This window comes from Streptomyces sp. Ag82_O1-12 (assembly GCF_900182715.1).
Taxonomy (GTDB): domain Bacteria; phylum Actinomycetota; class Actinomycetes; order Streptomycetales; family Streptomycetaceae; genus Streptomyces; species Streptomyces massasporeus.
In genome coordinates this window covers 2,986,883-3,006,544 of record NZ_FXUW01000001.1, presented here as the reverse complement: position 1 = coordinate 3,006,544, position 19,662 = coordinate 2,986,883, and the positions used below count along the sequence as shown (strand labels likewise).

The 19,662-nt window shown below is 70.1% G+C and carries 23 protein-coding genes and 1 tRNA gene; 14 read left to right on the top strand and 10 right to left on the bottom strand.

Annotated elements, in window-relative coordinates:
- Window positions 1–6: 6 nt before the first annotated feature.
- Both QOL88_RS13795 and QOL88_RS13790 read right to left on the bottom strand, forming a co-directional pair.
- Window positions 7–1,431, bottom strand: coding sequence for an exopolysaccharide biosynthesis polyprenyl glycosylphosphotransferase (locus QOL88_RS13795; protein ID WP_097216713.1), 1,425 nt, complete (start codon window positions 1,429–1,431; stop codon window positions 7–9).
- Window positions 1,428–2,591, bottom strand: a complete 1,164-nt coding sequence (locus QOL88_RS13790) for a glycosyltransferase family 4 protein (RefSeq protein WP_097216712.1) — start codon at window positions 2,589–2,591, stop codon at window positions 1,428–1,430. The genes QOL88_RS13795 and QOL88_RS13790 overlap by 4 nt, the downstream gene beginning before the upstream one ends.
- Window positions 2,592–2,996: 405 nt before the next feature.
- On the opposite strand from QOL88_RS13790, the gene chpG reads away from it, so the two are divergent.
- The 7 genes from chpG (at window position 2,997) to QOL88_RS13755 (ending at window position 7,260) form a co-directional block, all read left to right on the top strand.
- On the top strand, window positions 2,997–3,236 hold the full coding sequence (gene chpG, locus QOL88_RS13785; RefSeq protein WP_030838293.1) for a chaplin ChpG: 240 nt from the start codon (window positions 2,997–2,999) through the stop codon (window positions 3,234–3,236).
- A 248-nt stretch (window positions 3,237–3,484) separates the two neighbouring features.
- The gene (locus QOL88_RS13780) at window positions 3,485–4,114 is read left to right on the top strand and encodes a hypothetical protein (RefSeq protein WP_097216710.1); all 630 of its coding nucleotides are present in this window, start codon (window positions 3,485–3,487) and stop codon (window positions 4,112–4,114) included.
- A gap of 170 nt (window positions 4,115–4,284) precedes the next feature.
- The gene (locus QOL88_RS13775) at window positions 4,285–4,569 is read left to right on the top strand and encodes a hypothetical protein (protein WP_097216709.1); all 285 of its coding nucleotides are present in this window, start codon (window positions 4,285–4,287) and stop codon (window positions 4,567–4,569) included.
- The gene (locus tag QOL88_RS13770; RefSeq protein WP_097216708.1) at window positions 4,566–5,171 is read left to right on the top strand and encodes a vitamin K epoxide reductase family protein; all 606 of its coding nucleotides are present in this window, start codon (window positions 4,566–4,568) and stop codon (window positions 5,169–5,171) included. Before QOL88_RS13775 ends, QOL88_RS13770 begins: the two co-directional genes overlap by 4 nt.
- Window positions 5,172–5,308: 137 nt before the next feature.
- Window positions 5,309–5,824, top strand: a complete 516-nt coding sequence (locus QOL88_RS13765) for a hypothetical protein (RefSeq protein WP_097216707.1) — start codon at window positions 5,309–5,311, stop codon at window positions 5,822–5,824.
- Window positions 5,825–6,017: 193 nt separating this feature from the next.
- Window positions 6,018–6,410 (top strand): tyrosinase family oxidase copper chaperone, encoded by a 393-nt coding sequence (locus tag QOL88_RS13760; protein WP_373559283.1) that lies wholly within the window; start codon window positions 6,018–6,020, stop codon window positions 6,408–6,410.
- The gene (locus QOL88_RS13755; protein ID WP_097216705.1) at window positions 6,394–7,260 is read left to right on the top strand and encodes a tyrosinase family protein; all 867 of its coding nucleotides are present in this window, start codon (window positions 6,394–6,396) and stop codon (window positions 7,258–7,260) included. The genes QOL88_RS13760 and QOL88_RS13755 overlap by 17 nt, the downstream gene beginning before the upstream one ends.
- A gap of 78 nt (window positions 7,261–7,338) precedes the next feature.
- Here QOL88_RS13755 and QOL88_RS13750 read toward each other — a convergent pair whose 3' ends face one another.
- The 3 genes from QOL88_RS13750 to QOL88_RS13740 form a co-directional block, all read right to left on the bottom strand.
- Window positions 7,339–7,620, bottom strand: coding sequence for a chaplin (locus tag QOL88_RS13750; RefSeq protein ID WP_097216704.1), 282 nt, complete (start codon window positions 7,618–7,620; stop codon window positions 7,339–7,341).
- Between the two features lie 149 nt (window positions 7,621–7,769).
- On the bottom strand, window positions 7,770–8,729 hold the full coding sequence (locus QOL88_RS13745; RefSeq protein ID WP_097216703.1) for a D-2-hydroxyacid dehydrogenase family protein: 960 nt from the start codon (window positions 8,727–8,729) through the stop codon (window positions 7,770–7,772).
- A 491-nt stretch (window positions 8,730–9,220) separates the two neighbouring features.
- Window positions 9,221–10,132, bottom strand: coding sequence for an alpha/beta fold hydrolase (locus QOL88_RS13740; protein ID WP_097222982.1), 912 nt, complete (start codon window positions 10,130–10,132; stop codon window positions 9,221–9,223).
- Between the two features lie 103 nt (window positions 10,133–10,235).
- Between QOL88_RS13740 and QOL88_RS13735 the strand changes: the two genes are divergently transcribed.
- Entirely contained in the window at window positions 10,236–10,856 is a 621-nt protein-coding gene (locus QOL88_RS13735; RefSeq protein WP_097216702.1) for a TetR/AcrR family transcriptional regulator, read from the top strand.
- A gap of 432 nt (window positions 10,857–11,288) precedes the next feature.
- Here QOL88_RS13735 and QOL88_RS13730 read toward each other — a convergent pair whose 3' ends face one another.
- The 3 genes from QOL88_RS13730 to QOL88_RS13720 form a co-directional block, all read right to left on the bottom strand.
- Window positions 11,289–11,717: a VOC family protein gene (locus tag QOL88_RS13730; RefSeq protein WP_097216701.1), complete on the bottom strand. Its 429-nt coding sequence runs from the start codon at window positions 11,715–11,717 to the stop codon at window positions 11,289–11,291.
- Window positions 11,718–11,885: 168 nt separating this feature from the next.
- Complete coding sequence (locus QOL88_RS13725) at window positions 11,886–12,341, bottom strand: type II toxin-antitoxin system VapC family toxin (RefSeq protein ID WP_097216700.1); 456 nt, start codon at window positions 12,339–12,341, stop codon at window positions 11,886–11,888.
- Complete coding sequence (locus tag QOL88_RS13720; RefSeq protein ID WP_179878855.1) at window positions 12,331–12,600, bottom strand: type II toxin-antitoxin system Phd/YefM family antitoxin; 270 nt, start codon at window positions 12,598–12,600, stop codon at window positions 12,331–12,333. Before QOL88_RS13720 ends, QOL88_RS13725 begins: the two co-directional genes overlap by 11 nt.
- A gap of 384 nt (window positions 12,601–12,984) precedes the next feature.
- Between QOL88_RS13720 and QOL88_RS13715 the strand changes: the two genes are divergently transcribed.
- Both QOL88_RS13715 and QOL88_RS13710 read left to right on the top strand, forming a co-directional pair.
- Window positions 12,985–13,281 carry a hypothetical protein gene (locus QOL88_RS13715; RefSeq protein ID WP_257027768.1) on the top strand — a complete coding sequence of 99 codons (297 nt, stop codon included), beginning with the start codon at window positions 12,985–12,987 and terminating at the stop codon, window positions 13,279–13,281.
- Window positions 13,278–14,054, top strand: a complete 777-nt coding sequence (locus QOL88_RS13710; RefSeq protein ID WP_257027767.1) for a hypothetical protein — start codon at window positions 13,278–13,280, stop codon at window positions 14,052–14,054. Before QOL88_RS13715 ends, QOL88_RS13710 begins: the two co-directional genes overlap by 4 nt.
- A 147-nt stretch (window positions 14,055–14,201) precedes the next feature.
- Here QOL88_RS13710 and QOL88_RS13705 read toward each other — a convergent pair.
- A tRNA-Arg gene (locus tag QOL88_RS13705) sits at window positions 14,202–14,277 on the bottom strand.
- 75 nt (window positions 14,278–14,352) lie between these two features.
- Window positions 14,353–15,111, bottom strand: a complete 759-nt coding sequence (locus QOL88_RS13700; protein WP_097216698.1) for a GntR family transcriptional regulator — start codon at window positions 15,109–15,111, stop codon at window positions 14,353–14,355.
- Between the two features lie 78 nt (window positions 15,112–15,189).
- On the opposite strand from QOL88_RS13700, the gene QOL88_RS13695 reads away from it, so the two are divergent.
- The 4 genes from QOL88_RS13695 to QOL88_RS13680 all read left to right on the top strand — a co-directional run bounded on the left by QOL88_RS13695 (window position 15,190) and on the right by QOL88_RS13680 (window position 19,648).
- Window positions 15,190–15,468 carry a hypothetical protein gene (locus QOL88_RS13695; RefSeq protein ID WP_097216697.1) on the top strand — a complete coding sequence of 93 codons (279 nt, stop codon included), beginning with the start codon at window positions 15,190–15,192 and terminating at the stop codon, window positions 15,466–15,468.
- Window positions 15,469–16,063: 595 nt separating this feature from the next.
- Window positions 16,064–16,360 carry a hypothetical protein gene (locus QOL88_RS13690; RefSeq protein ID WP_097216695.1) on the top strand — a complete coding sequence of 99 codons (297 nt, stop codon included), beginning with the start codon at window positions 16,064–16,066 and terminating at the stop codon, window positions 16,358–16,360.
- A 346-nt stretch (window positions 16,361–16,706) separates the two neighbouring features.
- Window positions 16,707–18,110, top strand: coding sequence for a restriction endonuclease subunit S (locus QOL88_RS13685; RefSeq protein ID WP_306456201.1), 1,404 nt, complete (start codon window positions 16,707–16,709; stop codon window positions 18,108–18,110).
- Window positions 18,107–19,648: an HsdM family class I SAM-dependent methyltransferase gene (locus tag QOL88_RS13680; RefSeq protein ID WP_097216693.1), complete on the top strand. Its 1,542-nt coding sequence runs from the start codon at window positions 18,107–18,109 to the stop codon at window positions 19,646–19,648. Before QOL88_RS13685 ends, QOL88_RS13680 begins: the two co-directional genes overlap by 4 nt.
- The last annotated feature ends 14 nt before the right edge of the window (window positions 19,649–19,662 follow it).

Here is a 19,662-nt window from a genome sequence, read left to right as displayed (position 1 = left end):
CCGCGCTCAGCTCCCCGTCGGACGCACGAGCGCGGCCGCCGTACGCAGGACGATGCAGATGTCCTGCCACAGCGACCAGTCGTCGATGTAGGCGTTGTCGAACCGGGCCCGGTCCTCGATCGAGGTGTCCCCGCGCAGCCCGTGCACCTGGGCGAGTCCGGTGATGCCGGTGCGCACCCGGTGGCGAGCGGAGTAGCCCGGGTGGGTCTGGCCGAACTGCGCGACGAAGTACGGGCGTTCGGGACGCGGTCCGACCAGGCTCATGTCGCCGCGCAGGACGTTCCACAGCTGGAGCAGCTCGTCGAGGGAGGTGCGGCGCAGGAAGCGGCAGAACCACGACATCTGGCGTTCGTTCGCCACGCTCCAGCGGGTCGCCGACTCGTGCGCGTCGACCGGGCGATGGGTGCGGAACTTCAGCAGCGTGAAGGGGCGCCCGTCCTTGCCGATCCGCTCCTGCCGGAAGACGACCCCCGGCCCCTCGCTCATCCGCAGCACCGCCGCGCACAGCAGCAGCCACGGGCTGACCAGGAGGAGCAGCGTCCCCGACACCACGACGTCCAGCACCCGTTTGCCGGTCCTGCCGCGCCGCCCCGTCCCGAGGTCCAGCCGCCGGCAGGAGAACCCGGCGAGCCGGTCACCCGTCCGGAACGACGGCACGTCCGGGTCGACCTCCCACACCGTGCAGCCCGACTCGGCCAGCGCCCGCAGCAGCGGCCCCTGCCCGGCCCGCACGGAGGGGGGCACGGCCAGCACCTCGCGCACCCCGTTCTGGATGAGCGCCCGCTGCACCTCCTCGCCCGTGGTCAGCACGGGCAGCCCTGCGATGCCGTCCGGCTCGTCGGTGACGACGCCCACCGGCCGTACGCCGTCCCGCGGATGCCGCAGCACGGCCGCGGCCACCCGCTGCGCGGTCCCGGCGGGCCCGACCACCAGCGCGGCCTGCGGCCGGTGCAGCAGCTCGGCGCGCCGGCAGGCGTGCACCGCGCCGCGCCCGGCACAGCTCGCCGCCGTCTGGAGCGCGAAACCGGCGAGCAGCGTCGAAGCGGAGAGCACGTGCTGAGGGGTGTACGCCGCCACGAACGCCGCGAGCGCCAGCCAGGCCACCGCGACCCGGCCGCTCACCGCGGGCAGTTCGTCCAGCACGGCCGGCACGCGCCCGGGCCGGGGCGGGCGCAACAGCAGCGAGGCGACCACCAGCACCGCGAGCAGCAGCGGGTGGCGCTGGGCACCGGAGAGCGCCAGTCCGCCCAGCACCGCGGCGGTGCCGTCCGCGGCGAGCAGCGGCAGCGGCGACACGGGCCGGACCGGCGGGCGCCGGTCGGGGAAGCGGAAGCCCGCCGCGGCGCCGCGCGGCGGCAGGACCGACACGGGCGGATATCCGGGATCCCGCGAGGGCCCGGTCGAAGTGGGAACGGTGCTTTCCGCGGTCACGAGGCGACAGACTCCCTGCGCTCGGTGGACACGGCGTGCGCGTCCAGGAGTTCGCGGTACACGTCCGCGACCGCCTGAGCCGTGCGGCGCACGTCGTGCGTGGACAGGACGTGCCGCCGCCCCTGGTCGCCGAGCGCGGTGCGCAGCGGCGGGTCGAGCAGCAGCCCCGCGACGGCCGCGGCCAGTGCCGCCGGGGCCAGGGCGGGGACCAGGCAGTGCGGCAGGAGATCCGGCGGCAGGCTCTCCCGGGCCCCGCCGACGTCCGTCACCACCACCGGCCGCCCGCACGCCATGGCCTCCAACGGGGCCAGCGCCATGCCCTCCCAGCGCGACGGCAGGACGACCAGATCGGCCGCCTGGTACCAGGGCACGACGTCGGCGACGTCCCCCGCGAACAGCACGGAGCGGGGGGCCATGGCCCGCAGCCGACCGTGGTCCGGTCCGTCGCCGACCAGCGCCAGCCGCGCCCCGGGCACCCGCCGCAGCACGGACTCCCACGCCGTGAGCAGGACGTCCTGCCCCTTCTGCCGGCACAGCCGCCCGACGCACACCACGAGCGGCCCGCGCGGGTCACCGTCCGGCAGCAGCCGCGCCCGTACGGCATCCGCGTCGGCCGGCCGGAAGCGCTCGACGTCGATCCCGTTGGGGACGACGCTCCACCGCCCCCGCACCCCGGCCTCCACCCCGCGCCGACGCTCCGCCTCGCTCACGCACACCACCCGTGCGGCCCACCGGGCCCCCCACCGCTCCCAGCCGCGGGCGAGAGCCGCGGTGACGCCGTCCACGGCCTCGAACGACCAGGCGTGCGGCTGGAACACGGTCGGGATCCGGCCCCGCACGGCGAGCCGTCCGGCCAGCCCGGCCTTCGCGCTGTGCGCGTGCACGAGGCAGGGCCGGACGTCCTCGACGATCCGGGCGAGCCGTCGCGCCTCGTCCGCGAGGGACGGCCCCGGCGCACGGGTGGCAGCCCAGTGCCGCACGTCCGCGCCGACGTCCGCGAGCCGGGCCGCGAGGGGGCTGTCGGGGCAGGCGACCGTGACGTGCAGGCCCGCGGCGAGCTGCGCCCCGGCCAGGTCCGTCACGACGCGGGCGACCCCGCCGTCCACGGGTTGCGTGACGTGGAGGACACGTGGCGGAGGGGCGGTCGGTGACAGGTGCATGCGCGGTATTCCTCGCTCACGGATGGCGCTCGGGACGGCGGGAACGCGCCTGAACTGCCGGGTGCCGACAGCGCCGAAGAGCACGCCCGGCGCACGCCGCGTCCCGCTGGGAAACGAGCCGGACGGCCACCTGGTCACCACCGCACCGGAGGGCTTCGCGGACCGTGGTGTCCCCCCTCGTCCCTGAGTGCGATTTGCTTGCCGTAGGGGTGTGTTGAGAGGTTTGCGACTCTAGACGCTATCCGTACTCTTCCTTCAAAACCGGGCGTGTGTGTCGGAACGGTGAAGACGGGCCCTCCGGCGAGATCACTCCTTTGGCGGCACAACTCGCGTGCACGCCACGCGTTGACACAGCGCCGGGCATCCGCCCGGATGTTTGTGTCAACCCCCAAGGAGCACCTCTCCATGTCGCGTATCGCGAAGGGCCTGGTCCTGACCTCCGCTGCCGCTGCCGCTGTCGCGGGCAGCACCGGCATCGCCGCCGCCGACAGCGGCGCGCAGGCCGCCGCCGCCCACTCCCCGGGCGTGCTGTCGGGCAACGTCGTCCAGGTTCCGCTGCACATCCCGGTCAACGTCTGCGGCAACACGGTCGACATCATCGGCCTGCTGAACCCGGCGTTCGGCAACGAGTGCGAGAACGACTGACGTCGCCTCGAAACCCTGACCGGCCGTTCTCCCGCGGGACCACGCGGGAGAACGGCCGGTTCGCCGTTGCCCCGAACGGGGGCGGGCGCGCCGCCCGATGGACGGGCCTCGCGCACGCCGCCTCACCAGGGGGGACGCCGCGAACCCGGGAGCAGGGGCGCTGACCTGGGGCGTTCGCTCGGTTGCGGAGCGTTGTGGCCGCTCGCACGGTGGGCACAAGATCCGACGCACCACCGAAAGGAACCCCCATGCGTCTGCCCGCACGGCGAATCGCGACCTCCGCGCTCTGCGCCACGCTGCTGCTCGGGGTCACCGGGCCCGCGGCCGTGGCCGCCGACAGCGCATCCGCCCCGGACCACACCCACGCGGCCTCCCGGGCTCCCGTCCCCGACGCGGACGCACTGCTCGGCCAGGTCGAGAGCCTGGGTGACCTCGGCGGCGTCGTCGTCCCGGTCACCGATCTGCTGACCGCCGTACTCAAGGCCGACGGCGGCCAGCTGCCGCACTCGCAGGCGGCCAAGCTGAGCACCTCGGTGCAGGACGCCATCGACCACGCGACCGCGCACGCCGCGTCCCCGGCGACCGCGCCGGGCACCACCGCCCCGAGCAGCCCGCTCCCGCAGGCCAGCACGCTGCCCGCCCCCGTCGACGGCCGGGCCGAGCTGCCCGAGGGCCTCGCGGGCGAGGCGCTGACGGCCCTGGAGAAGGCGACCGACGGGCTGGTCAAGGCCGTCACCTCCGACGACGCGGCCCAGGTCACCCCGGCCGTCAACGCGGTCGTCGCCGGGCTCGTCAACGCCGTCGCAGCGACGCTCGTCGGCAGCGAACTGCCCGCCCCCGACCTGGCCGGACTGCCCTCCCTGCCGAAGGCCCCCTGAGCCGCGCCCGCCCCGGCGGTCGTCGTGCCGGCCCTCCCGGACCGGCACGACTTCTGTTCAGCGACTCATATGAGGTTCCGGCGACGGGGTTTCCGCTCCGCACGGGCATCGTTAGGCACGGCGTCCGAATTCCCCGCCGGTGACATCCGTCGCCGAAGAAAGGATTCTCGATGAAGTCCCTGAAGGCCGCCGCCGTCGTTGCCGGTTCCCTCGTCGTCGCCGGTGCCGCCGCACCCGCGCACGCCGCCTACGACCCCGCCAACGTCACCCCCACCAGCCTCAACGGCGCCGTCAACGCGCTCACCAGGGAGCCCATCGACCCGATGCCGCTCAAGCACCAGTCCAACGCGCTCGACACCGAGAACGAGGACTCGATGCTCAGCACCGTCAAGCAGGCGACCACCCAGCTCAACTCGAACGGCGGGCTCCTCGGCGGTCTTCCGCTGCCGAAGTGACCCCGCCCGCGCCCGCCGGAGCGCGCACGGCGGGCGCCGGCCGGGCGTTCGCCCTGCTGCTCGTCGTCACCGGCGCGGCCGGGCTGCTGGCGTCCTGGATCATCACCCTCGACAAGTTCAAGCTGCTCGAGGACCCGGACTTCACGCCCGGTTGCAGCCTGAACCCGGTGGTGTCCTGCGGCAGCGTCCTGGAGAGCGACCAGGCCGAGGCCTTCGGGTTCCCCAACCCGATGCTGGGACTGGTCGCCTACGGCGTCGTGATCTGCGTCGGCCTGAGCCTGCTCGCCGGCGCCCGCTTCCCCCGCTGGTACTGGCTGGCCTTCGACGCCGGATGCCTGTTCGGCGTCGGCTTCGTGACGTGGCTCCAGTTCGAGTCGCTGTACCGGATCAACGCGCTGTGCCTGTGGTGCTGTCTGGCGTGGGCCGCGACGATCCCCCTGTTCTGGTACGTGACGTCGTTCGCCGTGCGCCAGGGGTTCCTGCCCGCGCCCGGGGCGGTGCGCCGCTTCCTCGACGAGTTCACCTGGGTGCCGCCGGTGCTGCACCTCGGCGTCGTCGGCATGCTGGTCCTCACGCGCTGGTGGGACTTCTGGACGAGCTGACGCACACCCGTCGGAAGGCGGGGCCGGTCCGTCGTATTACTGCGGCAGTCGGGGGAATTGTGCGCTGGTGCGGTTCCCCGGCTCGTTACTCGGTACGCACGCTGAGCCCCCGACACGCGAAAGGGACCGTACCCCAGATGAAGTCGACCACCCGAGGAACCCTCGCCGCAGTGATCACGTGTGTGGCGGCCGCGGCCGGTGCCGCCGCCACCCCCGCCGCCGCGGTCGGCACGGTCCCCGTCCCCCTGCCGCTGGGCGGTGCCGAGAAGGCGCTCGACGTGGAACTGCCCGAGGCCACCGGGCAGCTCCCCGTGCCGGTGCCGGGCTCGCCCGAGGGGCCCCGCTACGTCGAGGGCCGGCTCCTCCCCGAGCGCGCCGTCCCGCAGCTGCCCGTCCACGGTGGCCTGCCCGGCGCGGACCTGCGCGCACCCCTGCCGCACATCCTCGGCACCGGCTTCGACCACGTCGGCGTCGACGCGCCCGCCTCCGACCTGCGGACGCTGGCCCCGGGCGCCTCCGTCGACGCCCCGCTCACCTCGCCCAGCGCCGACGGCTTCGGCCTGCCCGAGGCCAAGCTCCCGCAGGTGGGCGTACTGGCCCCGCTGGTGCAGACGGTGCCGACCGCGGACCTGGGCATCGGCCCCGGCCTGTAGGACGCCGGATCGCACCGGGTGTTCTCGTGTGGCCCCCGCGGTGGTGACCGCGGGGGCCTTCGGGCTGTTACCGCAGTGACAACCCGAGCGGAACGAGGAGCACGACATGGTCGTAGGCGTCGGTGGAGTACCGGTGGGAGCGGCGGGAGACGGGGATGCCAGAGGCACCCGGCGGGGAGTGTTGCGGGGGCTGATGGCCGTGGCCGCCGGCGCCGCGCTCACCCCCCTCGCCGTGGCCGCCTGGCCCGAGGAGACCGACGGCAAGAACACGGACGTGCGGGCCGGCGACGGCATGTTCGAGGAGACCTATCGGGGCCGCCTCATCCGCGGCGTGCCGATCCCCTCCCCGGAGCAGCAGGCCGGTGACGAGGACTGGCACGTCACCGTGGACGGCCGGCCGCTGCACCTGATGCGCCGCGCCGACGGCAGCTGGCTGAGCATGGTCGACCACTACCGCTCCTACCCCACCCCGCTGGCGGCCACCCGCGCCGCCGTCGACGAACTGGGCCCGGGGCGGCACCTGCGCGACCTGCCCGCCCACGCCCCGGGACACCTGGACGGGGGAGCCCATGGCGTACACGCGTAAGGACGTCAGCACCCTCACCCGCACCGAGAAGCGCCGCTTCGTGAAGGCGATGCTGGAGGTGAAACGGCGCGGCGAGTACGACGAGTTCGTCCGCACCCACATCGAGTACTACACCTCCGACGGCGAGAACGGCCTGCGCACGGCCCACATGGCGCCCTCCTTCCTGCCTTGGCACCGGCAGTTCCTGCTGGACCTGGAGAAGGCGCTGCGCCGGGTCGACGCGTCGGTGTCGGTGCCGTACTGGGACTGGACGCGCGACCGCACGACCACGTCCGCGCCCTGGACCGCGGACCTCCTCGGCGGCACCGGGCGGCGCTCCGACCGTCAGGTGATGACTGGGCCGTTCGCCTACGCGGAGGGCAACTGGAAGATCAAGGAGGGCGTGACCGACGAGGAGTTCCTCACCCGGGACCTGGGCCGTGCCCGCGACCCGATCCAGCTGCCGACCAAGGCCGAGCTGGAACGCGCCCTGAAGGACCCGGTCTACGACGCCTCCCCCTGGGACTCGACGGTCGCCAGGGGCTTCCGCAACAAGCTGGAGGGATGGGGAAGCGGCCGGGGCAGCGCCTCCTGGCAGAACCACAACCGGGTGCACCGCTGGGTCGGCGGGGCCATGGTCGGCGGCGCATCCGTCAACGACCCGGTGTTCTGGATGCACCACGCCTTCATCGACCTGGTGTGGTCCCGCTGGCAGCGGCGGCACCGCGAGCACCGCTATCTGCCGGCGAAGCCGCCCGCTCCGGGCAGTGCGCAGTACCGGCGGGTCGTGGCGCGGCACGAGAAGCTGCCGCCGTGGGACATGACACCGGATCAGCTGGAGGACCACGCACGGATCTACCGGTACGCGTGAGACTCCGGGTACACGAGGAGAGCCCCGGCGCTCGAGGTGCCAGGGCTCTCCGCGTGGTGCACGGGGTGGTGCGTGTGATCAGTTGCCGTACCCGTAGCCACCCGGGTGGCCCTGGTGCTCGCTCTTGTTCTCGCACTCGTTGCCGAACGCCGGGTTGAGCAGGCCGATGACGTTGACGGTGTTGCCGCACACGTTGACCGGGATGTGGATCGGGACCTGGACGACGTTGCCCGAGAGGACGCCCGGCGACCCGACGGCCGTGCCCTGGGCGCCCGCGTCGGCCATGGCCAGGCCGGCCCCGCTGAGGACCACGGCACCCGTGCCGAGCGCGACACCGGTTGCCTTCGCGATGCGAGACATCACGTTCTCCTTCTGACTCGGTGAGCACGGCGGCAGGTGGCGCCGCCGTGCTTCCCGTTCAACGCGCCCGTGCACGGGTGGTCACGGCGATCATGGCCGGATCACCCGTCCTGGACGGCCACGAGGGTGTCAGGGGCGGTCAGGGACGTTCAGGGGAGCCGTCGCACAGGTGTGCCGTCGAGGAACGCGCGGATGTCCTCGACGGCGTGGCCGTAGTACGTCGCGTAGTTGGCGCGGGAGACGTAGCCGAGGTGCGGGGTGGCGAGGAGGCGGGGTGCCGTTCGCATCGGGTGGTCCGCGGGGAGGGGCTCGACGTCGAAGACGTCCACGCCGGCGCCGGCGATCCGCCCCGCGTGCAGGGCGTCCAGGAGGGCGTCCTGGTCGACGATCGCCGCCCGCGAGGTGTTGATCAGGTAGGCGGTCGGTTTGAGGAGGGCGAGTTCTGCCCGGCCGAGCAGGCCGCGGGTGCGGTCGCCGAGGGCGAGGTGCACGGACACGAAGTCACTGTCCGCGAGCAGTTCCTCCTTGGAACCGGCGAGTTCCACGCCCACCTCGTCGGCGCGCTCCCGGGTGAGGTTCTGACTCCAGGCGCTCACCCGCATGCCGAAGGCGAGCCCGATCCGCGCGACACGGCTGCCGATCTTCCCCAGGCCGAGCAGACCGAGACACCGGCCGTGCAGATCGGCGCCGACGGTGCTCTGCCAGGGGCCGCCCGAGCGCAGCGCGTTGCTCTCCTCGACGATGCCGCGGGCGAGACCGAGCAGCAGGGCCCAGGTCAGTTCGACCGGCGGGGTGGAGGAACTGGCCGTGCCGCACACGGTGACGCCGTGCGCCTCGGCGGCCGCGTAGTCGATCACCGAGTTCCGCATGCCGGAGGCGACGATCAGTTTCAGCCGGGGCAGCCGGGCGATCAGCGACCCGGGGAACGGCACGCGTTCGCGCAGGGTCACCACGATGTCGAAACCGGCCAGGGCCGCGGTCAGGTCGTCCTCGCCCTCGATGTGCCGGTCGAAGGACACGACCTCCACGTCGTCCGCGACCACCGCCCAGTCGGCGACCTCGGTCGCCACCTGCTGGAAGTCGTCCAGTACAGCGCATCGCAGCCGCACGTCGTGCCCCTTTCACGGCCTGTGGATCGGTTCCCCGGGCCATGATCGCGCCTCGGGGACGGCGCGGGAAGCCTCCCCTTGGCACCCGCAGACCCGATCGCGCCCCGCACGTCCACGGTGGCGGCCAGGACCACCTGGCCTTCCGTCGCGTCGGCCACCCCGGCTTCCGCCACCTGGCGTCGGGCTCTCGGTCGGCAGTGCGGCGGCGCTGACCGGGAAGCGAGCAGATCCGGTGGCTCGTCCGCAGCGATCCGCAGCGCGCCGAGGAGCAACTGGCACGCACCCGGGCCCTCGCCCGGGACGCGTTCTCCGAGGTGCGGGCGGTGTCCGCCGGGTACCGCGTGCCGGGCCTGGAGCGGGAGGCACGGGTGGCGGCCGGGCTGCTCGAACCCCTCGGGGTCACCGCCGACGCCGAACCGGCCGGGCGCTACCGGCCCGGGCTCTGGCCGGCCGTCCCTGGTCACTGTCCTGGCCCGTCGGCGGGGCGGTTGTCAGTCGACGGAGGCCATGAAGTCCAGCATCCGGCGGTTGATCTCCTCCGCGTGGTCGATCTGCGGCCCGTGGCCCGTGCTGGAGATGATCTCGGCTCGGGCTTCGGGGATCAGACGCGGCACACGCTCTGCCTGCCGCTGCGGGTGCACGAGGAGGCTTCGCCTGCCGAGCACCAGATAGAGCGGAGTCCTGATGGTGGACAGCTCCTCCTCGGACAGGGGAAGCGGCGCTGGACGGCGTATGCGGTAGGCGCGAACCGCCGTTCTGATCATCGCGCGCAGCTCCGGCACGACGAGGACCGGCTGTTCGAGCCAGGCGGCGAGTCGCGGACGGAGCACCTTGGGCGCGAAGGTTGCGAAGAGGCTGGCGAAGATCCAGACGAAGAAGCGCAACCCCACCTTCTCCAGGCCGCCGGGGTCGAGCAAGGTGACCGAGGCGAGGCGACCGGCCCCGCGGTGCGCCTGGTTCAGGGCAAGCCAGCCTCCGTAGGAGGAGCCGACGAGATGGACGCGGTCGAGTCCGAGCCCGGCGAGCGTCTCATCCAGCCACTGCGCCGCATGTTCGGGGTGGTGGATGGGTTCGCGCTGCACGCTGCGGCCGGGATCGCCCAAGGTGTCGATCGCGTAGACCGGGCGGTCCGCGCTGAGAGCGGGGGTGTTCGGGTACCACATGGCGGAACAGGAGCCCGCCCCGTGCACCAGGACGACGGGGGTTCGGGATCGGACGGCCTCGTTCGCGGGGCCATAGCGGTAGACGTGAGTCGTACCGAAGGACGTCTCCACGTCCTCTTCCGCGAGCGCGGGCGCCCCCATCGCGTACACCGCGTCGCAGGCCGTGAAGTAGCGATCCCGCCAGGCATCGCTCGCATAACGGCCGACATCGGCCCGGGGTCGGGCAGCGGTCTCGGGCATGGCCACCTCCGGCGTCTCATTTTTGTGATACGAACGTACCACGAAGTTGGTACAGCTGTATCATCAAGATGCGATAGTCGTAGCAGGAGGGGAGAACCGGCCGATGCCCAAGCGCGTGGACCACGCAGAACGGCGCACCGAGATCGCCGAGGCCCTCGTCCGGGTCGCCGACCGACGCGGACTGCATGCCGTCGGGATGCGCGATGTGGCAGCGGAGGCGGGCGTATCGCTGCGGCTGGTGCAGTACTACTTCCAGACCAAGGAGAAGTTGCTGCTCTTCGGGCTTGAGCTTCTGGCGGAGAGATTCGGGGAGCGGGTCTCCGCCCGTCTACGGGTCGCCGGAGACAGTCCTGGTCCGCGCGCGATGGTCAAGGCGCTGCTGATGGCGGCGCTACCGACAGACGGCGAGAGCCGCACCTTCCACCACCTCTACACGTCATATGCGGTTCTGGCCGTGAACGACCCGGCGCTCGCAGCCCAGCCCTTCATCAAGAACCCCGATGCCGCCGAAGACGCGCTGACCGAACTCCTCCGGCAGGCGCAAGAAGCGGCGCTGCTCGAGCCCGGTGTGGACGCACGGTTGGAGGCGGCCGGCCTGCTTGCCATGTCTGCGGGACTCGGCACCAGCATCCTCGTCGGCCAGCGCAGCCCGGAGTCCGCGACCGCAGTCCTGGACCACCACCTGAACCGAGTCTTCCGTAGCGGTGACGCGGTCTTGACGTGAGTGACCAGCTGCCGGAGATCTCCCCGAGCGGCCGTGCGCTGACTGACCTCATGGCCCGCAGAAACTTCGACGCGTATTCGACACGGCCACCCGCGAAAGCCCGGCAACAGCCGGACGGCCCCGGAGCCCGCCCTTGATCATCAAGAGGGCGTCCGGGGCTTCGTCGGGTCGGCTGGCATGTGCCCTGACCAGCAAAAAGCCCTCCCCAAGGGGAGGGCGGAGACTTGCGCCCCCGGCAGGTCTCGAACCTGCGGCCAAGCGCTTAGAAGGTGTCAGGGGTTGAGCGATGTGCTCACCTGCGTCTTCGCTGGTCGCTCGCGACGGACTGCCGTCAAAGCGCTTGCCGTCATTTCCCGGGGACCTTTGGCTGATGACCGCGCCCCGTGCCTTCGCTCTGGCTCATCGGGACAGGGCGAAGGCACGTTCAGCCTCTCAGTCGATGCAGAACTCGTTGCCCTCGATGTCCAGCATCGGGATACACGAATCTTGGCCGTCGTACAGCGTGCGCACGTGCACCGCACCGAGCGGGACCAGTCGTGCGCATTCCGCCTCGAGTGCGGCGAGGCGCTCTTCCCCCATGAGCCCGGTGCCGACCCGCACATCAAGATGCACCCGGTTCTTGGCCGCCTTCCCCTCGGGGACGCGCTGGAAGTACAGCCGCGGGCCCACACCTGAGGGATCGACGCAGGCGAACCAGGAATCCCGCTGCTCAGGTGGCTGCGAGCGCGTGAAATCGTCCCAAGTGGCAAACCCCGCCGGTGGCGGCGGTATGACGTACCCCAGCACCTCGCACCAGAAACGAGCGAGCCGCTCGGGTTCTGCGCAGTCGAAGGTGACTTGGAACTTCTTGATCGGCGTCATCGGGCAACTGTATGGGCGCGTGCCGGCATCGAGGCTCGGGGCGCCATCTCCGTGCGGATCGAGGTCTCGCGTGACGTGAGTTGGTGACGGGCGGTGGTGTCCGTGGACCGGGAGTGGAACCAGCTTGGTTTCCGGCGCAGGGCGGGGCGGGGAGGGGCGGACGGGGTACTACCGGTCGTGCCGGATCTCGGGCCGGGTGACGGGCACGATGGTGATCAAGTCGTCGAGGCCCTTGAAGTCGTCGGGGTTGGTGGTGAACAGGGGGAGTCCCTCGGCGGCCGCGACGGCGGCGATCATCAGGTCGGCCACACGGCGACGGGGCTTGCGGCCTGTGGAGACGACGGCGGCGCAGATCCTGCCGTAGATGCGGGCCGCCTCCACGTCGAAGGGGATGGGGTCGAATTCATTTTCGGCACGCTGCAGGACGTCCATGCGGCGGGCCCGCTCGGCGTGTTCGCCGTAGTCGCTCTGCTCGCCGCCGCGCACCTGGTGGGGGCCTGCGGAGAGTTCCGCGAGGGTGATGGCGCTGATGGCCATCTCCGCGGGTAGCTCGTCGGCGTCGATCCACTTGCGCAGGATCATGATGTCGGTGTCGAGCAGGCCTTGCTCGTGCTCAACGGGCATACGGGTCGTCCAACTCCTGATCGACGACGGTGTCCTGGTCGTCGCGGAAGGCGTCCAGCGAGATGTCAGGGGCAGTACGTGACATGGCCGCGAACTCGGCGCGGGGAACGAAGCGGCGACGGCGGCGGAGCGGGATCAGCTCGCCGACACGGTGCCCGTCGCGGGTGACGGTGAACGCCTGTCCTCCCTGAACGGCATCCATGATCTCTTTGGAGCGGGTGCGCAGATCGCGCTGAGTGATCTCCGGCTGCGCTGTCATGCTGTCCACGATACGAAGGCGTGCTACCCGGTGCTACACCGTTACCCGCGATCGCGGACAGGTGAAGGCGCCTGCCCTAGAGCGATGTACATCCGGACACGAAAAGAGCCCCTCACGCGTTTTCGCAGGTGAGAGGCTATAGGCGCCCCCGGCAGGACTCGAACCTGTGGCCAAGCGCTTAGAAGGTGCGCGGGCCTGAGCGATGTGCTCACCTGCGGGTTCGCAGGTCGCCTACGAACGAAAATCGTCAAAGCGCTTGCTGACGATTCCGGGATGCCTGCTCGATGGTCGTCTCGGGTAGCGAGGCGCGTGCCGTCGGCCGGAGCCAGGGCGTTTCGCCGGCGGTGACGCCGGAACAACTACACCGTGAGGTATTTGGGTACCATGGCGGCGGAGGTGTTGACGATGACGACGGCGGCGAAGTCGGTGCGCCAGTCCCCGCTGAAGGTGGACCCGGCGACGGACAAATTGATCAGCCAGGGCGCTCATTTCCTGGGGCTGACGAAGAAGGACCTGGTGGCCGAGGCGGTCCGGGTGTATCTGGAGCAGCGCCGTGAGGATCTGCGGTCCGGCATGGTGGAGGCGCTCAGTGTGCTGGATGGCTCGCTGAAATCGGATGTGATGCTGCTGACCGGGCTGACCGCGGAGGAGATCGACGCGGTCGGGGGAATCGAGGAATGAGCGGACCCGGCCCGCTGCGCCCGGCCCGCCCGACGCTGCGCTGCTTACGCGAGGATTTGTGCCTCGCGGTGCCGCCGGTCACGGTGCCGCTGGACGAGATCGACCACCCGGTGCTGGCCAAGGCATCCGAGCAGTTCGCGGACGAGGATGGCAAGCACGAACGCATCCGGTCCGTGGACGACCAGGTGTTGTTCAAGGTCAAGGTGCAGCGATGGCGCGGCGCGGTATGGCTGGACGCCGATCTGCCGTGGCTGGTCGCGGCGGGTCGGCGCGAGGACGGCTCGGGCGAGGACTTCTATGCAGCCCTGGAGGCCGACGGCCGCGCCGTCCGGGCTCGCTACAACGCGGAACATTCCGACGGGCTGAAGACCGCGACACACACCGCTCACCTCCTGCCCGAACGCGAGGACCATGTCCGGTACCGTGCCGAGGCTGGTGTCCGCTTCGTGCGCCGCCTGCGGGCGACTCTGCTGGACCTGGCGCACGCCACGCTGCGCGACGGCCGTGAGCACACACGCGAGTTCGACACCTTCACCCTTGGCCTCCAGGTGCGCGCGGACGACGGCCATGAGACCTACCTCGCCGTCCGGATCACCGGCTCCGTGCCGCCGAACCTGACCGTGCTGATTCTGCGCAACGTCCCCGGCTGCGAGGCTGAGGGCTGGTATCCGGAGTACGCCCTGCCAGAGCGGGACCTGCTCCCGGCCGAACAGGCGTGGTCCAACCTCATGGACCCACGCGCGGCTGCCCAGGTACTGAACGAGGAGCGGTAGCCAGGCATCCGTCGGCGCGAACTGCAACCCCGATCTCGGGGTATGTATCCACGAGCGTGGACAGTCAAGGCGCTTGGTCTCACAGCGATGTGCATCCGGACATCAAAGAACCCCTCACGCGTTTCCGCAGGGAGAGGGTGTGTGCGCCCCCGGCAGGACTCGAACCTGCGGCCAAGCGCTTAGAAGGCGCTTGGTGGGTCGGGTGTCCCGCCCCGGCTGACCTGCTTCTTTTCCGGTGTCGGGCGTCGCGTCGAACTGCTTTCGACACGCATTCGACTTCGACAGAGGGCGGGCAGGGCTAGTGACGGTTGATCGGGATCTCGTAGACGATCTCGCAGTGAGCGGCGGGCACCACGATGTCCGCCGTCTCCACGGGCCGCCCGTCGTCGCTGTAGTACGTCCGCCGGATGTGCGTCACGAGCGCGGCCTTCTGGATACCGAGTAGGGACGCCTCCTCGGCGGTCGCTTGCCTCGGCTCCGGCTGCTCGACGGCGTGGCTGACGGTGACGCCAATCGCGGCCATGCGGTTCACGACTCCCGCGCCTGCGTGCGGGCCTCCCTCGGGGAGGACGACGAGTGTGCCGGCGGTGAGGTCGTACGGCTCCCAACTCGTGGACAACTGCACCGGCCTGCCGTCGGCCAGGAACTCATAGGCAGTCCGGACGCAGAGGTCGCCCTCGGCGATGCCCAGTCGGGCCGCGACGTCGGCCGGGGACGGCACCTTGGCGTCGGTCCTGCTCTCCCAGTCGCCTTGCTTGCCCATGGCCTTCATGTCCGCGCGGAACGGCGACCCATCGGGCTGCTCGCGAGCCGACGAACGGACAACCCGTACCCGCTGCCGGGGCTCGGCGACATACGTACCTGATCCGGCGCGACCCTCCAGCACACCCTGGGCGATCAGCAACTCCTGCGCGCGACGAACCACGTTCTCGCCGACGCCGCAATCCTGGCCGATCTGGGCGCGGGAGGGAAGCCGGTCCCCCGGCTCCCACACGTGCTCCGCGATGCGCCGCCGGAGTTCGTCGGCGATGCGGAGGTAGGGCGGCTGCTCAGGCATATAGAAAATCTAGTCCACTAGCTCTAACCTAGTTAACTAGCTTTACTGAAAGTGATCGCCGGTGACGGAGGCTGCCCTGTGCCCGCTTCGGGAGATCGCACGGCAGCCATCGCTGCCCGGCTGTCCGACCTCGGGCTTCCCGCGCGCGTGGGGGAGCACGACCAGTTCACGTCGGTCGAGGCGGAGGTGCCGGACTCGCTCTCCGCCGACTTATGGCGGGAGGTCCTGGAGGTGGTGGCCGAGGCCGATCGGTTCGGGCTCCTCGCCACCAGCATGAACGGCCGCACCCTCTGGGCGGTCGTACGCAAAGCGGTCCCCACGACGGGCGATGTCGGGGGACCGAGCCATCAGCGATAGGAGCTGACCAGCGTGCTCAACCGTATCCGCCGTGCCGTGGCTCTCACCAGAGCGCGGCACTTCCCCGGGGGCGGCAGGCACCGCCGCCCGTTATGGCCCTCCCAGCCACCGATCGCCCCAGCTCGCTCGGCGTCTGACGAGCCGACGCTCGTCCTGGGGCAGGCCGTGCTTAAGCCGGGTCACCATCACCCGCTCAGGGGTGAGGACGCTGCATTGGTCCGCCCATATGTACTGGTGCACGAAGAGCGCGCCGCCCGACGGCCCTCGACGGTCGCTATTGCTCCTTACCTGCCGACCGACGCATGGTCGGCACGCCTGGGGGCTCACTGATGCCCACACGGCGGCAGATTCTTCGCCCGGACGCTTCAGCCACCTCGTATCGCTCGACTGCTTGCCAGATCGGCACGCACCAGGCCTGCACGGAGTCCACTCCGGATGCAGCACCGGTCGACCTTCCGTTGATCTACGAGGCTTGCGGCTGTGTGTGCCACGCGGCGTCTCAACAGTCTCGGCCTGGGGGTGACGCGGTGACGAACTTTGCATCCAGCGGCCCGCTGGCGCCCGCCATCGAGGCCACCGAGGGACGAGCTCAGAGATGACGACACGGGACGAACTGAGGCTCCTCCCCTGGGCGGGGCCGGACGGCAAACCGTGCTACCTGAGCACCGACGACCAAGGTGGCTACGTGTCTCGCCTGGCAGACCACATCGAGGCGTACCAACTCGGTATGGCGTCTCAACTGCTGGAACATGCACGTCAGGTACTCGACGACGAGACCGAAGACTTGGAGGAGCTGCATCTTCTCGCCGCCCAGCTGACCACCGCCTTGCGGGACGTGCTGCGCGTGGCGACCAGCCGCGTACGCAGGCCGGTCCCGCCTGGTCGCCACTGAGAAAACTGAACGGCCGCTGTTGCAGCGCCGCGGGGAGCCCCGGTGACGGTCCGGGGCTCCCGGCTCCCTGCCCTTGATTCCCTCTCGCGCTGGATGAGGACGACTCCGAGGGACGGCCGATTCCAGCTCCAGCCCGTCCCTCTCAGGCATGATTGTCACGGCTACCCTGGTGAGCTCCCGGAGAGCTATCGCCACAGAGGGGCACGTTGTGCAGTAGGGCGGCGATATGACGTGCCGGGTGTGAGTGCGCTGGTTTCGGGCTGGGTTGCAGGGGTGCCGTGCCGGACACTCGTGGGAGCGTTGAGGGGATTTCGCTTTGGCGGAGTTAGAGCTGCCTCCCGGTTGGGTGGAGATTCGGCTGGCCGACGTTTTGCGCAGCCCGCTGGCGAGCGGGCGATCGAAGGCGAACGGAGCCAACGGCCGATGGAAGGTGCTGCGTCCAACGGCACTGTCCCCAGCAGGGGTGGACTGCAGAGATGTCGACGAGAGCGTGAGGGGTGCTGGGGGAGGGGCTCCGGTTCTTGCCTGTGAGGGCGACTTTCTCATCTGTCGTAGCGCGGGGACTCTGGACCGGCTCGGTCGCGGGGCGCTGATCGGGGACGGGTCCGCGCCGGTGGCCCTTCCGAGCAGCATCGTGCGTGTACGAGTGCGACCCGAGATCCTGCACCCTGAGTATCTGGGTCATCTGTGGCAGTCCTCCCAGGTGCGTGACCAGCTCGATGCAGCTTCGGGCGGCGGCCGCATGCGCTCGCTGGCCATGCGCACACTGCATGAGATCAGACTGCCCTTGCCGCCGTTGGCGGAGCAGCATCGCATCCTCGACATGCTGGGGGAACGGCTCCGGTGCCTGGATCGCGGTGGTGAGGCTCTGCGTCGCGCGGCCGCAGGAGTGACACTCCTGCAGGACGCTGCCCATGATGCCCTGACCCCGTGCTGTGATGCGCCCTTTGAAGATCTTCCTCCCGGCTGGTCCTGGGGGCAGCTCGGCGATGTCATCAAGAGGATCGAAGCGGGCCGGTCACTGGAGTACAACAGGCGGCCCGCGCGGGATAACGAGTGGGGGGTGATCAAGACCAGCGCCATGACACGAGGCGTCTTCCGGGAGACCGAGAACAAGGCTGTTCGAGCCGGCGCACCCATCGATGAGAGACATGAGATCAGAGCTGGCGATGTCTTGCTGTGCCGCGCCAACTCCCCTGACCATGTCGGTGCGGCGGTCCAAGTCATAGCATGCCGCCGGCGCCTGCTCCTGAGCGACAAGAGTCTTCGGCTGGTGCCAGAGGAAAACGTCGATGGGCGCTGGCTGGCACGGCTGCTTGCCACCACCTACGTGCGCACTCAGATCGCGCAACGGAGCAGGGGCGTCGTCGCGTCGATGCAACACATTTCTCAGGCTGGCTTGAGAGGCATCTCGATTCCCATCGCACCTCCAGGCGAACAGGAACGGCTGGGGCAGAAAGCCACCGCCTGGACGCTGGGAGCACAACGACTCTATGCCCAGGTGGAGATGGCCCAGGAGAAGTCGGAGCAGTTGCGCCGAGCACTTACTGATGCGGCCTGTACCGGGCAGTTCGTCGGTCCCGCTGGCGTCGGCACACCGCAGCAAGAGGGCGTGCTGCCAGTCCAGCCGGCGCTGCACCGGGTGGACGACAGCATCCAACGATCAGGCCAGAGGCCCACCCTATGGCCGACGGCCGCCCGGGACCCCAACACCAACATCGCCGCTGTGCAGCTGGAGCTCGAGCTATGACCGGCACACTTCCCTTCTCCCGTCACTTCTCCCAGCCAGTGGCGGTATCGAACGGCAAGGTGGCGAGACTGGCCGACAAACTCGTCGACTACTGCACCGTGCTGTGTGACCGCGGGCTGTCCACCGTGGAAGCTGTCGAGCAGCTCACCTATCTACTCATGCTCAAGCTCGAGGACGAACGGCTAAGTCCGCCTCTCACCGGGCTCAGGGAAAGCTGGCCAGCTCCCCCTGAGCCGTACCGGTGGGGCTCATTGACCCAGCGGCAGGGAGAAGATCTTCGAGCCCATTTCAGCGAGGTTCTTTACTATCGATCGCGTCATGGGACCGGTTCAATGCTGGATGGTGTCTTCGCAGGAGCGCAGAACCATATCCAGGACGCAGGGTTGCTGCGCCGCCTTGTGCGCGACCTCTTCGACGCGTCCACATGGAGCGTGCACGGCATTGACGTCTTGAGCGACGCCTATGACGCCCTCCTGGAGAGGGCGATGAACGATGTCAGGAGCGGCGCAGGCCAGTACTTCACACCTCGTCCGCTCATCGACGCCATTGTCGACGCGATCCAACCGGAGCTGACCGACACCATCACCGACCCGGCCTGCGGTACGGGCGGGTTCCTGATCGGCGCGCACGCGTACCTCATGCAGCATCATATGGCTCACGCGACCGCCGAAGAGTGGGTCCGCTACCGCACACAGCAAATCCGGGGAAACGAACTGGTGCCCAGCACAGCTCGGTTGGCGACGGCGAACCTGCTGCTGCACAGCGTCGCCTCTGCCGGGCAGCCGACACTGATCGCTGTGGGCGACGCTCTCGCTCAACCGCCCGAGCGGCGAGCCTCACTGGTGCTTGCGCACCCGCCTTTCGGCAGGCATGCAGCAGTACCGGTCGGATCCTTCAGCACCGCCCGATATGACGCGCTCGCGCGAGCAGACTTCGTGACCGGGTCGATCGACAAACAGGTCAACTTCCTGCAACACGTGATGTCGCTTACGGCGACGCCGGGTCGTGCAGCCGTTGTTGTACCGGACAGCATGCTTTTCGCCGGGAGCGCAGCCGAGACCGTGCGACGGCATCTACTCGAGCACTTCGACGTCCATACCGTGCTCAGGTTGCCTGTCGGCATCTTCCACAGCAGCGGGATCAGGGCGAACGTCCTCTTCTTCGACCGACCGGCACACCGCACGGACGACCGCCCCCAGACAGCCAAGGTCTGGGTTTACGACATGCGCTCGGGCCGGCAGTCCGCGCCCGCGCATGACCCACTTCTCCAGACCGATCTAGACGACTTCGTCTCTGCGTATCTGCCGGGCCGACCGCGCACGGACCGGGTCGAGACGGACCGCTTTCGATGCTTCGACGTCCAGGACGTGCTGGACCAGGACCAGGCACGCTTGGACCTCACGTGGTCCCTGGAGCAGACCGGCGTCGGCTGGCTGGCGCCTCCTGAGGAGATTGCCCGGGACGTCGTGCAGGATCTGCGTCTCGCCCTCGAGGAGTTCGAAGAGCTCGCCGCAGAGCTGCGTGGCGAAGCCGACTGATCCCAACCGTCCTG